Annotated in this window: 10 protein-coding genes and 1 pseudogene; 6 read left to right on the top strand and 5 right to left on the bottom strand. The window is 68.5% G+C overall.

Features of this window, described 5'->3' with window-relative positions:
* Positions 1 to 41 precede the first annotated feature (41 nt).
* From C6A87_RS14015 to C6A87_RS14005, 3 genes and pseudogenes are all read left to right on the top strand, one after another.
* Positions 42 to 1825: pseudogene (locus tag C6A87_RS14015) on the top strand (thiamine pyrophosphate-requiring protein).
* A gap of 50 nt (positions 1826 to 1875) precedes the next feature.
* Positions 1876 to 4023 (top strand): catalase, encoded by a 2148-nt coding sequence (locus C6A87_RS14010; RefSeq protein ID WP_311117745.1) that lies wholly within the window; start codon positions 1876 to 1878, stop codon positions 4021 to 4023.
* Positions 4024 to 4793: 770 nt separating this feature from the next.
* Positions 4794 to 5204: a helix-turn-helix transcriptional regulator gene (locus C6A87_RS14005; RefSeq protein WP_311117744.1), complete on the top strand. Its 411-nt coding sequence runs from the start codon at positions 4794 to 4796 to the stop codon at positions 5202 to 5204.
* Here C6A87_RS14005 and C6A87_RS14000 read toward each other — a convergent pair.
* Entirely contained in the window at positions 5148 to 5936 is a 789-nt protein-coding gene (locus tag C6A87_RS14000; RefSeq protein WP_311117743.1) for a SigB/SigF/SigG family RNA polymerase sigma factor, read from the bottom strand. The two genes, C6A87_RS14005 and C6A87_RS14000, sit on opposite strands and share 57 nt — an antisense overlap.
* Positions 5937 to 6137: 201 nt before the next feature.
* Here C6A87_RS14000 and C6A87_RS13995 point away from each other — a divergent pair, with 201 nt between their 5' ends.
* Together C6A87_RS13995 and C6A87_RS13990 are read left to right on the top strand one after the other, a co-directional pair.
* Positions 6138 to 6791: a UdgX family uracil-DNA binding protein gene (locus C6A87_RS13995; protein ID WP_311117742.1), complete on the top strand. Its 654-nt coding sequence runs from the start codon at positions 6138 to 6140 to the stop codon at positions 6789 to 6791.
* A gap of 36 nt (positions 6792 to 6827) precedes the next feature.
* A complete protein-coding gene (locus C6A87_RS13990) occupies positions 6828 to 7940 on the top strand; it encodes a hypothetical protein (protein ID WP_311117741.1) in 1113 nt (370 codons plus the stop codon).
* Here the strand turns inward: C6A87_RS13990 and C6A87_RS13985 are convergent.
* Entirely contained in the window at positions 7937 to 9793 is a 1857-nt protein-coding gene (locus C6A87_RS13985) for a CheR family methyltransferase (protein WP_311117740.1), read from the bottom strand. The two genes, C6A87_RS13990 and C6A87_RS13985, sit on opposite strands and share 4 nt — an antisense overlap.
* A gap of 103 nt (positions 9794 to 9896) precedes the next feature.
* On the opposite strand from C6A87_RS13985, the gene phoU reads away from it, so the two are divergent.
* On the top strand, positions 9897 to 10589 hold the full coding sequence (gene phoU, locus C6A87_RS13980) for a phosphate signaling complex protein PhoU (protein WP_311117739.1): 693 nt from the start codon (positions 9897 to 9899) through the stop codon (positions 10587 to 10589).
* Here phoU and C6A87_RS13975 read toward each other — a convergent pair.
* The 3 genes from C6A87_RS13975 to C6A87_RS13965 are packed head-to-tail and all read right to left on the bottom strand — an operon-like array spanning position 10556 to position 13508.
* A complete protein-coding gene (locus tag C6A87_RS13975) occupies positions 10556 to 11860 on the bottom strand; it encodes a UDP-glucose/GDP-mannose dehydrogenase family protein (RefSeq protein WP_311117738.1) in 1305 nt (434 codons plus the stop codon). The two genes, phoU and C6A87_RS13975, sit on opposite strands and share 34 nt — an antisense overlap.
* Entirely contained in the window at positions 11857 to 12813 is a 957-nt protein-coding gene (locus C6A87_RS13970) for a glycosyltransferase family 9 protein (RefSeq protein WP_311117737.1), read from the bottom strand. The genes C6A87_RS13975 and C6A87_RS13970 overlap by 4 nt, the downstream gene beginning before the upstream one ends.
* Positions 12804 to 13508, bottom strand: a complete 705-nt coding sequence (locus C6A87_RS13965) for an SDR family oxidoreductase (protein WP_311117736.1) — start codon at positions 13506 to 13508, stop codon at positions 12804 to 12806. Before C6A87_RS13965 ends, C6A87_RS13970 begins: the two co-directional genes overlap by 10 nt.
* Positions 13509 to 13512 lie beyond the last annotated feature (4 nt).

Here is a 13512-nt window from a genome sequence, read left to right as displayed (position 1 = left end):
CTACTCGAGTTTCGATGACGACCTGCCGGGTAGTCGCCGGTATGAGCACCGATGTGGCCGACTTCATCCTCGACCGCCTTCGCCAGTGGAACGTCACCCACGTCTTCGGCTACCCCGGGGACGGCATCAACGGACTGATCTCGGCGCTCGGCCGCGCCGACGACGACCCGCTGTTCATCCAGACCCGGCACGAGGAGATGGCCGCGCTGGCCGCCGTGGGGTACGCGAAGTTCTCCGGCGAAGTCGGGGTGTGCATGGCGACGTCGGGTCCGGGAGCGGTACATCTGCTCAACGGTCTGTACGACGCCAAGCTCGACCACGTGCCGGTGGTCGCGATCATCGGGCAGACCGCCCGCAGCGCGATGGGTGGCAGCTATCAGCAGGAGGTCGACCTGCAGGCGCTGTTCGGTGACGTCGCCAGCGACTACGTCGTCGAAGTCAACGTCTCCGAACAGCTCCCCGCCACGCTCGACCGCGCGATCAGGACCGCCAGGACCAGGCGGGGGCCGACCGTGGTGATCCTCCCGTCGGATCTGCAGGAGCAGGAGTACGAGCCGCCAGAGCACAAGTTCAAGCACGTCCCGTCCAGCGATCCGGCCGACGAGTTCGGGATCATCACCCCCGCCGAGGATCAGGTGCGCCGCGCCGCGGAGATTCTCAACGACGGCGAACGCGTCGCGATCCTGATCGGCCAGGGGGCCCGGGGAGCGCACCGGGAGATCATCCGCGTCGCCGAGCTCACCGGCGCGGGCGTGGCGAAAGCCCTGCTGGGCAAGGACGTTCTGCCCGACGATCTTCCGTTCGTCACCGGTCCGATCGGGCTGCTCGGGTCGCGGCCGAGTTACGAGATGATGCGCGACTGCGACACGCTGCTCATCGTCGGCTCGAACTTCCCGTACACCCAGTACCTGCCGGAGTTCGGCCAGGCGCGCGCGGTGCAGATCGATGACGACGGCACCTCGATCGGGATGCGGTATCCCACCGAGCTCAACATCGTCGCCGATGCCAAGGCGACTTTGGTTGCGCTGCAACAACATCTGCAGCCCAAGCCGCAGACGAGCTGGCGGGACACCATCGAGGCCAACGTCGCGCAGTGGTGGGCGGTGCTGGAACAGCAGAGCATGGTCTCGGCGGAGCCGGTCAACCCGATGCGTATCGCGTGGGAACTGTCGAAACGACTGCCCGCCAACGCGATTGTCACCGCGGACTCGGGGTCGTCGACGACGTGGTACGCGCGCTGCCTGAAGTTCACCGCAGAGATGCGCGGTTCGGTGTCGGGCACGCTGGCCACCATGGGGTGCGCGGTGCCGTATGCGATCGGCGCGAAGTTCGCCCACCCGGACCGTCCGGTGATCGCCCTGGTCGGTGACGGCGCCATGCAGATGAACGGCCTCAACGAACTGCTGACGATCAGCCGGTACCGCGACGAGTGGGACGACCGGCGCCTCGTGCTGTGCGTGTTCGGGAACGGCGACCTCAACCAGGTGACCTGGGAGCTGCGGGCCAGCGGTACACCGAAGTTCGAGCGGTCCCAGAGCCTGCCCGCCGTCAGTTACGCCGAGGTGGCCCGGGCCATGGGGGTGGACGCGATGACGGTCGAGTCGGAGTCCGCCCTCGGCGACGCGTGGGACTGGGCGCTCTCGTCACCGGGGCCCACCCTGCTCGATGTCCGGTGCGATCCGGAGGTCCCACCGATCCCTCCGCACGTGACGTCGGACCAGATGCTGGCCTGAGTCGAGCCTTGGCCCAAGGCGATCCGGGTGCCCGGCACCTGGTCTATCAGACCGTCAAGAGCGTCGTGACCGAGCGTTTGACACGTTCCTGAACGGGTATTGCGGTGGGGCTCCTGCTACCCCGAACTCGGAGGCACCTTTCATGCCAGCTCCGCGCAAGCGCGACCAGTCCGCACCCGCCCGGGTCAGCCCCACCGGTGCTTCGAAAAGCACTGATGAGCAACCCGATCCGAGGGCGCAGACCGGTCGTTACCTCACCACTGCGCAGGGTGTACGGATCCCCGACACCGACCATTCACTGAAGGCCGGAAGCCGCGGGCCCACCTTGATGGAGGATTTTCACCTGCGGGAGAAGATCACCCATTTCGACCACGAACGCATCCCGGAGCGGGTGGTGCACGCCCGCGGCGCCGCAGCGCACGGCGTGTTCGAGGCCTACGGCAACGCGGCCTCGATCACCAAGGCCGCGTTCCTGGCCAAGAAAGGTCAGCAGACCGACGTCTTCTGCCGTTTCTCGACCGTGCTCGGCTCCCGCGGTTCGGCCGACACCGTCCGCGACACCCGCGGATTCGCGGTCAAGTTCTACACCGAGGAGGGCACTTTCGACCTCGTCGGCAACAACATCCCGGTCTTCTTCATCCAGGACGGCATCAAGTTCCCCGACGTGATCCACGCGGGTAAGCCGCATCCGGACCGGGAGATCCCGCAGGCGCAGTCCGCGCACGACACGTTCTGGGATTTCGTGTCGCTGCACACCGAGGCCACCCACCACGTGTTCTGGAACATGAGTGACCGCGGCATCCCGCGCTCCTACCGCACCATGGAGGGCTTCGGCGTCCACACCTTCCGGCTGGTGAACGGCAAAGGTGAGACCAGCCTGGTGAAGTTCCACTGGAAGCCGGTGGCCGGCGTCCACTCGCTGGTGTGGGAGGAAGCCCAGCTCGCCGCGGGCTTCGACCCCGACTTCCACCGCCGCGACATGGCCGACGGCATCGAGGCGGGTGCGCCGCTGGAGTACGAGCTCGGTGTGCAGGTGATGCCCGACGACGGCACCGAGACCTTCGAGGGCATCGACCTTCTCGACCCGACCAAGATCGTGCCCGAAGAGCTGGTGCCGGTGCAGCGGATCGGCAAGCTGACCCTGAACCGCAATCCCACCAACTACTTCGCGGAGACCGAGCAGGTCGCATTCCACACCGGCAACCTGGTGCCCGGCATCGAGGTGACCAACGACCCGCTGATGCAGGCCAGGCTGTTCTCGTACCTGGACACGCAGCTGACCCGGCTGGGCGGGCCGAACTTCACCCAGCTGCCCATCAACCGGCCCCGCTGCCCGGTCAACGACATGTTGCGCGACGGCATGCACCAGACGGCCATCCACACCGGCCAGGCGCCGTACCGGCCGAACAGCATCGACGGCGGTGAACCGCTGGTCGCCGACGCCGACGAGGGCGGATACGTGCAGAGCGCCCGTCCGGTGGAGGGCCGGGTCGGGCGGGTCGCGCCGACGTCGTTCGACGACCACTTCACCCAGGCGGCGATGTTCTACCGGTCGCTGACCCCGATCGAGCAGGCCCACATCGTCGAGGCGTTCACCTTCGAACTCGGCAAGTGCTACGAGCAGGCCATCAAGGAGCGCGAGCTGGAGGTGCTGGCCAACGTCGACGCCGATCTGTGTGAGCAGGTCGCGCAGGGGCTGGGCCTTCCGGCCCCCAAGGGCAATCCGCCCGTCGAGGTGACGCTGTCACCGGCCCTGTCCCAGGTCGTCACCACACCAGGACCGGTCAAGGGTCGCAAGGTCGCGATCATCGCCGACGAGAACTCCGACCTGGCCGGGGTGGCCAAACTGGTCAAGGCGATGGACAAGGCCGGGGTCGTCCCGGCGGTCGTCGCGCCGGCCGGTGGGCAACTGAAGTCGGGCAGGCGCACGCTGGTGGTGGACCGCACGTTCGACACCGCGCGATCCATCGAGTTCGACGCCGTCGTGGTGGCCGGTGGCGCACTCGCGCGTGCCGACATCAAGATGGTCATCCTCCTGCAGGAGATGCTTCGGCACTGCAAGCCGGTGGCGGCATGGGGCGATGCGCGCACGGCCCTGCAGAACGCCGACATCGACCTCGGTCTGCCCGGCGTGCTGACGGCCGACGACGTGTCGACGTCCTTCGGCGCCGAGTTGCTGGCCGCGCTCGGTATGCACCGGGTCTGGGAGCGCGCGGAAGCGGTGATGTCCTCGGCAGTCGCTCCGGTGCGCGCCGAGGCTCCGAAAACCCGGCGCACACGGCGTAAGTGAGCCTTTCGCATTCGGATCTCGGCGGCGTGACTTTCGTCCCGCGCTGCGACGAGCATTGCCTGACGTGTCATAATTCCAGGCATTGCTCGCGCAGCGTGGGATGAAAGGTGCTGGTGGACTTGAGGACCGTGCCGTCTGGCGATTCGACTCGTCGGTAGGCAGCGTCGGGTTCTTGACCGCACCTGGTGAGCCGCTCCCACTGACGCGCGCCGAATTCTCCGCCGACCACCCGCGGGCCGTACGCGAACGCCTGCACGCGATCTACGGCGAAGACATCGGTATCCAGCTGCCGACGCGGCTGCGCCGATTCGTTACCACCACGTCCGGCACGCGTCGGCCGGCTTCCAGGTCGACCAGGTGACCCATTCGGGCACAACGACTCTCACAGCCGAGCAGCTCCGTGAGGACGTCGTACTCTGGGTTCACGCCGGCACAGTGCTGTACCGGTCCGGGCAGGACTGCGCAGAGGCAGGTCGGGGCGACCTGAGACTGGTCACAGCGGGCCGGCGCCCGGTGTCGGTGGAGTTCACCACCGCACGCGTCACCGCGATCCACCTTCAGGGTGCACACCCCCGCTCGGCCGGCCGTGCGGGCTGGCTGGCACCGCGCACGCAGGCGACGTCCGAGATGCTCAAACGCACGATCAGCTACGTCACCGACGTGCTGGAGTCCGACGACCGCAGGGCCGCGGAAAGCATGGTCGACGCGCTCGCCGCCCTGTTGCGTGCTGCGACACTGGCCGGCTTCCACACCACACCGACGATCACACCGTGCCGCTGCCGACGGAGACCTTCCCGGAGACGTTGCGCACGGTGCTGGCCTATATCGACGCCAACGCCGGGCGCGGCATCTCCATCGCTGATCTGGCCGCGAAGGCGTTCGCCACCCCGCGAACCATCCAGTACCTGTTCCGGCGCCACCTCGGGACCACTCCCTCGGCCCACCTCCGCCGGGTGCGGTTGGCCAAGGCACGCCAGGAACTGATCCTCGCCGACCGCTCGACGACGACGGTCACCGCAACCGCGACGCGCTGGGGGTTCGGGCACACGGGACGGTTCGCCGTGCTCTACCGCGAGGTGTACGGCGAGAGCCCGCACCAGACCTTGGCGCGCCGAGGCGCGCGGTCAGGCGATCGCGGTGTCGTCGGAGTCGAGCATCCCGTTGCGAAGGCGGGTCAGTGACTGCGTCAGCAGCCGCGACACGTGCATCTGTGAGATTCCCATGCGCGCCGCGATCTCCGACTGTGTCAACGATTCGAAAAACCGCATGATGACGATCCGGTACTCGCGCGCGGGCAGCGACGCCAACTGGGCGCGCAGCGCATCGCACTCGTCGATGAACCCGATATCCCGGTCCGGGCTCCCCAATCGGTCGATCATCGCGGCACTCCCATCCTCGCGCGTGGGACCGGAATCGATCGACCGTGTCTTGAATCCGGCCGCGGCGGTCAGCGCCTCGACGACGTCCATCCGGTCCACCGCCAGCAGTTCGGCCAGCTCCGCCGAATTCGGGGAGCGGCCGAGTCGCTGCGTCAGCTCCGCCGTGGCCTGCCCCAGCGCCGGATAGAGGTCCTTGAGCCGACGGGGCACGTTCACGGCCCAGCCGCAGTCCCGGAAGTACCGCTTGACCTCGCCGAGCATGGTGGGAACCGCGAAGGACAGGAACTCGTTCCCCGCAGCGGGGTCGAACCGGTTGACCGCGTTGATCAACCCGACCCGCGCCACCTGGACCAGGTCCTCGTGCGCTTCCCCTCTGCGGTCATACCGCCGGGCGATCCGGTCGGCCAGCGGAAGGCAGTTGCGGATGATCTCGTTGCGAAGCCTGGCATGCTCGGCGGCGTCGTCCGGCAGCAACGACAGCCTGTCGAAGGCCGCGGCGACCCAAGCGAGGTCGAGCCCGTCGGACGCACTCATGCCGGTTGGCATACCCGTCCACGGCCCGGCGTACCGACGGCGACCCCCCGACTTCTCCGGCGTCCGCTCAAGTGGTGCTGAAACCGATGCTACGCAGGAACTTTGGGACGGTCGCGGGGACGAAACACTTCGCCTGGCGGATATTCCTCGGTGCCCGCGTTTCGCTTTGTGGCTGGTCGGAATTGGGGGTACCCCCTCGCCATGAAGACCTCAGGTGCCGACCAGTTCGTTCCGGAAAGCCGCGATCTCGCCGGGCTGGCCGCCGCCGCGCAGTCCTGCCGTGGTTGCAGCCTGTACGCCAACGCCAGCCGCGCCGTCTTCGGCAGCGGTCCCGGTGACGCCCGCATGATGATGATCGGCGAGCAGCCCGGCGACCGCGAAGACCTCGCCGGTGAACCGTTCGTCGGACCCGCGGGCCGCTTGCTCGACAAGGCTTTGGACGAAGCGGGTCTGAGCCGTGCTCCGGTCTATCTGACCAATGCGGTCAAGCACTTCAAATTCGCCCCGCCCGAGCGCGGGACCCGCCGTATCCACAAGACGCCCAGCCGCACGGAGGTGGTCGCGTGCCGGCCGTGGCTGTTCGCGGAACTGGAGGCCGTGGAGCCCGCCGTGGTGGTGCTGCTGGGAGCCACCGCCGCCAAATCTCTGCTCGGCAACTCGTTTCGTCTCACCGCGCACCGCGGCGAGGTCCTTGAACTGCCACCCGACACCGTCCCGAACGGTGTGCGTGATGCGAAAGCGGTGGCGACCGTGCACCCTTCGGCGGTGCTGCGTGGGCGCTCCCAGGACCGTGAGGAGTCGTTCCGGTCGCTGGTGGCCGATCTGCGGTTCGCCGGTGCGCTTCTGGACGGGTGAACGTTTGCGCGGCTCCGCTCCGGGCACCCGAAGGCCATGCAGTCACATCGTTTTCGCTCGCTTCTGGAAGCCGACGGCCCGTTCGCGTCTGTGTATGTCGACGACTCGCACGACACCGCCGATGCGGAGAAACAGTCCGAGTTGCGGTGGCGCGCCGTCGCGGAGCAGCTGAGCGCCCAGGGAGCTGATGCCGAGTTGATCGACAGCGTCCGTCGTGGACTCGAGGAGACGCCGCCGGCCGTCGGCCGCAGTGGGTGCGCGGTGATCGCCGATCGCGGGGTGCGTCTCGTCGAGCGTCTGGTGCGGCCTCCGGAGCAGCCCACCGCACGTGTCTCCGAGCTGCCCTATCTGATTCCCGCGGTGGTGCACGGCGCCGACGACCGCCCATACCTGCTCGTGGTCGTGGACCACCAGGGTGCCGACATCACCGTGCGGGCCGGTGGCCGAAGCCGCAGCAGCACCGTCACCGGCGGCGAGTACCCGGTGCACAAGGCGACCGGTGCCGAGTCGCCCGGCTACGGCGACCCGCAGCGCGCGGCGGAAGGGGCGCGGCTGAAGAACATCCAGAAGGTCGCCGACGAAGTGGTGAAGGCCTTCGACGACGGCGGACCCGACGTCGTGTTCATCGCGGGCGAGGTCACCTCACGTGCCGACCTGCTCGGCGCACTTCCGAAGCGCGTCACCGACTCGGTCACCGAGATCAACGCCGGTGCCCGCGGCAGTATCGACGAGTCGGCGCTGCAGCACGACATCGAGACGCAGCTGCGCCTGCGCCGTGTCGATGACATCGATGCCGCCGCGCAGAGGTTCAACGCCGAGCATGACCGTGACTCCGGGTTGGCCACCGAGGGCCTCGCCGGCGTCTGCGCCGCACTGCGCGAAGGCGCGGTGGAAACTCTGATCATCGGCGACATCGGGGATGCCACGGTGTATCTCGGCGACTCGCCGATCAGCGTGGCGCCCACCCCTGAGGTGCTCTCCGAGCTGGGCTCCGAGCGCTGCGTGACGGTCAGGGCCGACGAGGCCCTACCCCTGGCAGCGGTCGGCATCGACGCGAACCTGATCGGTGTCGACGAACGGTTGGCCCCCAGAGACGGCGTCGCGGCGATTTTGCGGTATGCGCCGCGCACCCCGGCCACCCCGTCCTAGAGGCCGGGCAGGACCTCCATCAGCAGCACCGCCCCGTTGACCGCACCGTCACCTGAGCGGAAGGCCGTACACATCAGGCGGATACGCGCGGCTCTCCCCCGCCTGTTCACGGCCTCCACGGTGGTCTGCTCGCTGAGGTCGCCGTCGACGAACACCCGCCCGATGAGGGGCTTGACCTCGTCAGCGGGAAGCCCGATGTCCAGGCCGGGCAGCGGCTTGCCGATGACCTCGTCCTGTCGCAGGCCCCACAGCTCCTCGCATCCGCGGTTCCACACGACCACACGCATCTGCCGGTCCACGATCATCAGGGCCAGGCCGATCGAACCGACCAGCGACTCGATGAACGCCGTCGATTCCGCGAGCTCGAGGCTGCTTTCCCGCAGCGCCTCGTTGATGGTGTGCAGTTCGTCGTTGGTCGACTGCAACTCCTCGTTCATGGTCTCGAGTTCTTCGTTGGTCGATTGAAGCTCCTCGTTGGTGGTCTCCAGCTCTTCGACGGTGGACTGGAGCTCCTCGTTGGTGGTCTCCAGTTCCTCGTTCGTCGACTGCAGTTCCTCGTAGGCGGTCTCCAGCTTGCCGTTGGTCTGCACGACGGTGTCCAGCAATGCGCGCGTGGAGGTGACGTCGAAGAACACCACCGAGATCCCGAGCAGCCCGTTGTTGAGGTCCACCAAGGGGTTCACGTGGATTTCGAACCACACGGTCTCCGCGCCCGGTCTGCGCCACTGCACGTCCTGGATGCGGGCGGCGCGCCGCTCCACTCGGGCCTGTTCCAGGTAGGTCCGCAGTTCCACCGGACGGTAGGACAGGTCGAGATCGCGCAGCAGCCGGCCGATGTCGCGTTGTGAGAGGCCGAACGTGCTCTCCGCCTGCTGGTTGATCATGGCCAGGGTGTCGTCGCCGGTGACGACGATCTGTGCGACCGGGCTGGCCCGGAACGCCAGATCGCGGATCGAGGCCAGATCGGACACGTCGCCGTGGCGCTCGAGCATCGTGGCGGCCGAGTGCCGTTCACCGCTGTCGCCCGCGACCGCTGCCTTGCGGAAGACACGATGCTTCAGGTTCAGCGGAGTGAACCGGTCGGTATGGCTGAGCAGCATCTCGGCGTGCCCGAGCAACAGCACGCCGCTGGGCGCCAGCGCGAAATGCAACCGCCCCAAGACATTTCGCTGGGTGTCGGCGTTCAGATACATCAGCGTATTGCGGCACACCAGCAGGTCCACCCGCGAAATCGGTGCATCCTTGACCAGATCGTTGCGCCCGAAGATGACGGCACGCCGCAAGTCCTTGCGGAAGACGTGCCTGCCGTGGACCGACTCGAAGTAACGGTCGAGGAGTTCTTCGGGCACCGACTCCACGGCTTTGGCGTCGTAGGACGCCGCACGCGCCTCGTTCAGGGCCTCCTCGTCCACATCGGTGGCATAGATCTTGACCCGCTGCCGGAATTCCTCGACTCCCATCTCCTCGGCGAGGATCATCGCCAGCGAGTACGCCTCCTGGCCCGACGCGCAGCCGGCGCTCCAGACCCGGATGGGCTCGGTCGTGCTGCGTTCGGCCAGCAGCGTCGGCACCACTTCTTTGCGCAGGTAGTCCCACGCCGCGGGGTCGCGGAAGAAGCTCGTGACGTTGATCAGCACGGTGTTGAACAGTGCGGCGAACTCGTCGGCGCTGGCCTGCAGCGTGTCGAGGTACTCCTCGAACGTCGTGAAGCCGGCCTGGTCCATCCGATGGCGCACCCGGCGCATCAGCGAGGTGCGCTTGTAGCCGGTAAAGTCGAAACCTCGGGCGTCGCGGATGTATCGCAACAGCGCCTCGAAGGCCTCTTGCTCATCGTCGTCAGGCAGTGAGTTCAAACCGCGATCCGTTCGCCGTGGTGCTCGGACGCTCCGAACCTACTCGGTTTGACCCAGCGCCCCCAGGGTAAGGCCCCTGAAACGGAAGACACGTGGAGTTGTCATGCGCGATGAGTTCCATCGGGCCCTTGAGGCCCTCACCGAGGATCTGGCCGACATGTGCGGGCGCGCCTCGGCGATCATGGGTGTCTCGTCGGTCGCACTACTCAACGGCGACCCGGCGACCGCCGAGCGCGTCGCCTTCGAATTGAAACGGCTCACCCGGCTCGGCTCCGCGGTACACGACCGCGCGTACAGCATGCTCGCGCTGCAGGCGCCCGTCGCGCGCGATCTGCGCGCCGTCGTCGCCGCGCTCTACATCGCCGCGGACGCCGACCGGATGGGCGGGTTGGCCTCGAACGTGGCACGCACTGCGCGGCGCAGGCACCCCGACCGGGCCGTGCCGGACGACATCGCCGATCTCTTCTCCGAGATGGCTTCGCTCGCCGTGGAACTGGCCGATCTGGCCCAAGCCACCGTCCGGGGTCGTGACCCGGAGCTGGCGTGCAGGGTCTGTGACGGTGACGAGCGGATGAACGCTCTGCACCGCCAGCTGTTCGCCCGGCTGATGGAGCCGCAGTGGCAGCACGGGCCGACGGTGGCGGCGGACCTCGTACTTGTGGGTCGCTTCTACGAGCGCTTCGCCGATCATGCGGTCGAGATCGCCCGACGTGTCCATTTCGAGGTCACCGGCCACCAACTCCTCCGCGGCGGTGACGAGCATCAGAATCCATCCGGGCACCCGCTGCCCAGGTAACCGAGTCCGGCGGATCTGACCGCGCCGGGATCGAGCAGCCGACGCGTGTCGACGACCACCGCCCCCGGCGCATGGTCGGCGATCGCCGACCAGTCGAGATCACCGAACTCCGGCCACTCGGTCAGCACCACGATCGCATCCGCGGACTTCGCGGCACGGTACGGGTCGTCGACGGCGGTCACCCGCGCCCGCTCCAGCTGATCCGGATCGATGGCGGGCAGGCGCGGATCGTAGCCGCTCACCACCGCACCCTCGGCCGCCAGATGGGCGCACACCGCGAGCGCAGGGGAATCCCTGGTGTCACTGGTGGCCGCCTTGAAGGTGAGTCCCAATGCGGTGATCCGGGTGCCCGTGAGACCGCTGCCCAACGCTTCGCGCAGCGCATTGCCGATGCGTCGCGTCTGCGCGGCGTTGGTGACCCGGGCCGCTTCCACCTCACCGAGCAGCACGTCGTGGGAACGCGCGGTGTGCACCAGTGCTGCGGTGTCCTTCGGCAGGCAGGACCCGCCCCATCCCGGTCCCGGTTGCAGAAACGACGGGCCGATCCTGTCGTCGGCGCCCATGCAGGCGATCACGTCACCGATGTCGGCCCCCAGTCGCGCGCACAACGACGCGATCGAGTTCGCGTAGGACAGCTTCACCGCCAGGAACGCATTGCTGGCGTATTTGGCCAACTCCGCGCTCTCCGGGCTCATCCGCAGCAGCGGTCCGATGTCCCCGTAGGCGGCACACACCTGGTCGGCGTCGCGGTCGGCGAGTGCGCCCACCACGATGCGGTCGGGGTGCACGAAATCGGCGACCGCATGGCCTTCCCGGAGGAACTCCGGGCTGGACACCACACCGATCCGGGCGAATGCCAGCCGCCAAGCGAACCGCCGGGTGGTACCCACCGGGACAGTGGATTTCACCGCGATCACCGCACCCGGTCGCAGTACACCGGCGAGACGGCCGACCGCGTCGTCGAGCGCCCGCAGATCGGATGCGCCGTCGTTGCCCTGCGGGGTCGGCACGCAGACGAACACCACGTCGCGGTCGGCCAGCGCCGCGAAGTCGGTGGAGAACCGCAGCGTCCCGGTGTCGGTGCCGGTGGTGAGTAGTCGCGCCAGGCCAGGCTCGTCCAGTACGGCGACGCCGGCGCTGAGCCGGTCCACCTTCATCCGGTCGATGTCGACGGCGACGGTGTCGGCGCCCCGGTGGCCGGAAAGGCAGACCGCGGTGGTCAATCCGACGTAGCCGGTGCCGACGACCCCGACACGCATGTCGCTGTTCATGGGCACTGCGCCAGTACGTCTCGGGCCGCGGACAGCACCCGCGGAGCCGTCAGCAGCAGCAGGCCGGCGTCCGGGGTGTCGGCGTGCGGGTCTCCGCGATCGCCGGCCCACAGCGTGACGTGGCATCCGTGGCCGCGCGGGCCCCAGTGCTGCGGCGGGGTGGGGCCGAACAGCAGCACCGACGGGGTCCCGGTGGCGGTCGCGATGTGACCGACACCGGTGTCTCCGCAGATCAGCAGTCGACAGTCGGCGATCAACGCGACCAGTGCGAGCAGGTCGGACGTCACCGGCCAGATCGCCGACTCAGGCAATCCCGCCGCAGACCGGACCTCTTTCACGAGCTCGGCCTCGGCGGGTGAGCCGGTGATGACCACCGGGACGCCCTGCCCGGCCAGTGCCGCGGCGACCTCGGCGAATCGCTGTACCGGCCACTGCCGGGCCGGAGCGCCGGCACCGGGGTGGATCACGACGGTGTCCGAGTGGTCGGGATAACCCGGTGGCCGTTCGATGTGTAGATCGTCTGCGCGGCAGACGATGCCGGCCCAGTGCAGCATCTGGCACCAGCGGTCCACCTCGTGCTTGTCGGCTTGCCACTGTGGGCCGGCGGTCTGGGGGAAGTCGTCGTGCCGATGGGTGAACAGCATCCTGGGACGCAGTGCCAGCAGTGCGGCGATCGACTCCGGTCCTCGGCCGTGCAGGTTGACCGCGAGGTCCGGCCGCTCCGCCACCCCGCGAACCGGACCGAGCGCGGGGGTGTCGACCACCTCGTCGACCGCTCCGGTGTGCAGAGCCAGTTCGCGGTAGCGTTCGGGCGCGGCCAGCGTGATCCTGGCGTCCGGATAACGCCGGCGCAGCCCGCGCAGCGCGGGCACGGCCGTGAGCAGGTCGCCGAGCCCGAGCGCCCGCAGCACCACGATGGTCCGCGGCTCGCCGTCGTCGGCGGCTAGGGCCATGACGATTCCGTGGACGCGCACACGACGAGTTCCCGTATCTCACAGCCGGGCGGTTGCGAGAGCGCGAACAGCACGGCCGCGGCCACATCGGCGGGCTGGTTGAGCTTGGCGTCCGGCGGGGGCTTGTACTGCTCGGTGCGGCTGTCGAAGAACGCGGTGTGCATGCCGCCCGGGATCAGCAGAGTGACCCCGATGTCGCCGGCGAGTTCGGCGGCCAGGGCGCGGGTGAACCCGACGACCCCGAACTTCGATGCGCAGTAGGCGGTCGCGTCGCTGACCGCTTTGATGCCGAGTGTCGACGCGCACGTGACGATGCGGCTGCGGCCGTTCGACAGGTGCGGCAGCGCCGACCTGACGACCGCGGCGGTGCCGAGCAGGTTCACCATGACCACGCGCTCCCATTCCTTGGCGGGGACGTCGCGCAGGGTGCCGCAGGCGTCGATGCCTGCCGCGGTGAACACTCCGGTGAACGGGCCGCCGGCCTCGTCGGCCAGTGTCGCGACCGCGGCGTCCACGGCGTCCGTGTCGGCCAGGTCCGCGCAGACGTGCGCGATGCCGTCGGCGGGGCGGTCCTTGTCGATCACCAGCGGTGTCCCGCCGCGCTGCCGCACCGCGTCGGCGACCGCCGCCCCGAGGCCGGAGGCGCCGCCGGTGATCAGCACCGCGCCGGGGTTGGGGTGTGAGTGGTCTGCCATGTGC

This window comes from Mycobacterium sp. ITM-2016-00317 (assembly GCF_002968295.1).
Lineage (GTDB): Bacteria > Actinomycetota > Actinomycetes > Mycobacteriales > Mycobacteriaceae > Mycobacterium.
Note: the sequence above shows the minus strand (reverse complement) of the source record. Positions and strands in the feature narration are given on the sequence as shown.

What these genes read in the sequence shown, in the direction of transcription:
- C6A87_RS14010 (WP_311117745.1), top strand. Translation starts at nt 1,876, where the DNA reads ATGCCAGCTCCGCGCAAGCGCGACCAGTCCGCACCCGCCCGGGTCAGC.
- C6A87_RS14000 (WP_311117743.1), bottom strand. Translation starts at nt 5,936, where the DNA reads ATGAGTGCGTCCGACGGGCTCGACCTCGCTTGGGTCGCCGCGGCCTTC.
- C6A87_RS13995 (WP_311117742.1), top strand. Translation starts at nt 6,138, where the DNA reads ATGAAGACCTCAGGTGCCGACCAGTTCGTTCCGGAAAGCCGCGATCTC.
- C6A87_RS13990 (WP_311117741.1), top strand. Translation starts at nt 6,828, where the DNA reads ATGCAGTCACATCGTTTTCGCTCGCTTCTGGAAGCCGACGGCCCGTTC.
- phoU (WP_311117739.1), top strand. Translation starts at nt 9,897, where the DNA reads ATGCGCGATGAGTTCCATCGGGCCCTTGAGGCCCTCACCGAGGATCTG.
- C6A87_RS13975 (WP_311117738.1), bottom strand. Translation starts at nt 11,860, where the DNA reads ATGAACAGCGACATGCGTGTCGGGGTCGTCGGCACCGGCTACGTCGGA.
- C6A87_RS13970 (WP_311117737.1), bottom strand. Translation starts at nt 12,813, where the DNA reads ATGGCCCTAGCCGCCGACGACGGCGAGCCGCGGACCATCGTGGTGCTG.
- C6A87_RS13965 (WP_311117736.1), bottom strand. Translation starts at nt 13,508, where the DNA reads ATGGCAGACCACTCACACCCCAACCCCGGCGCGGTGCTGATCACCGGC.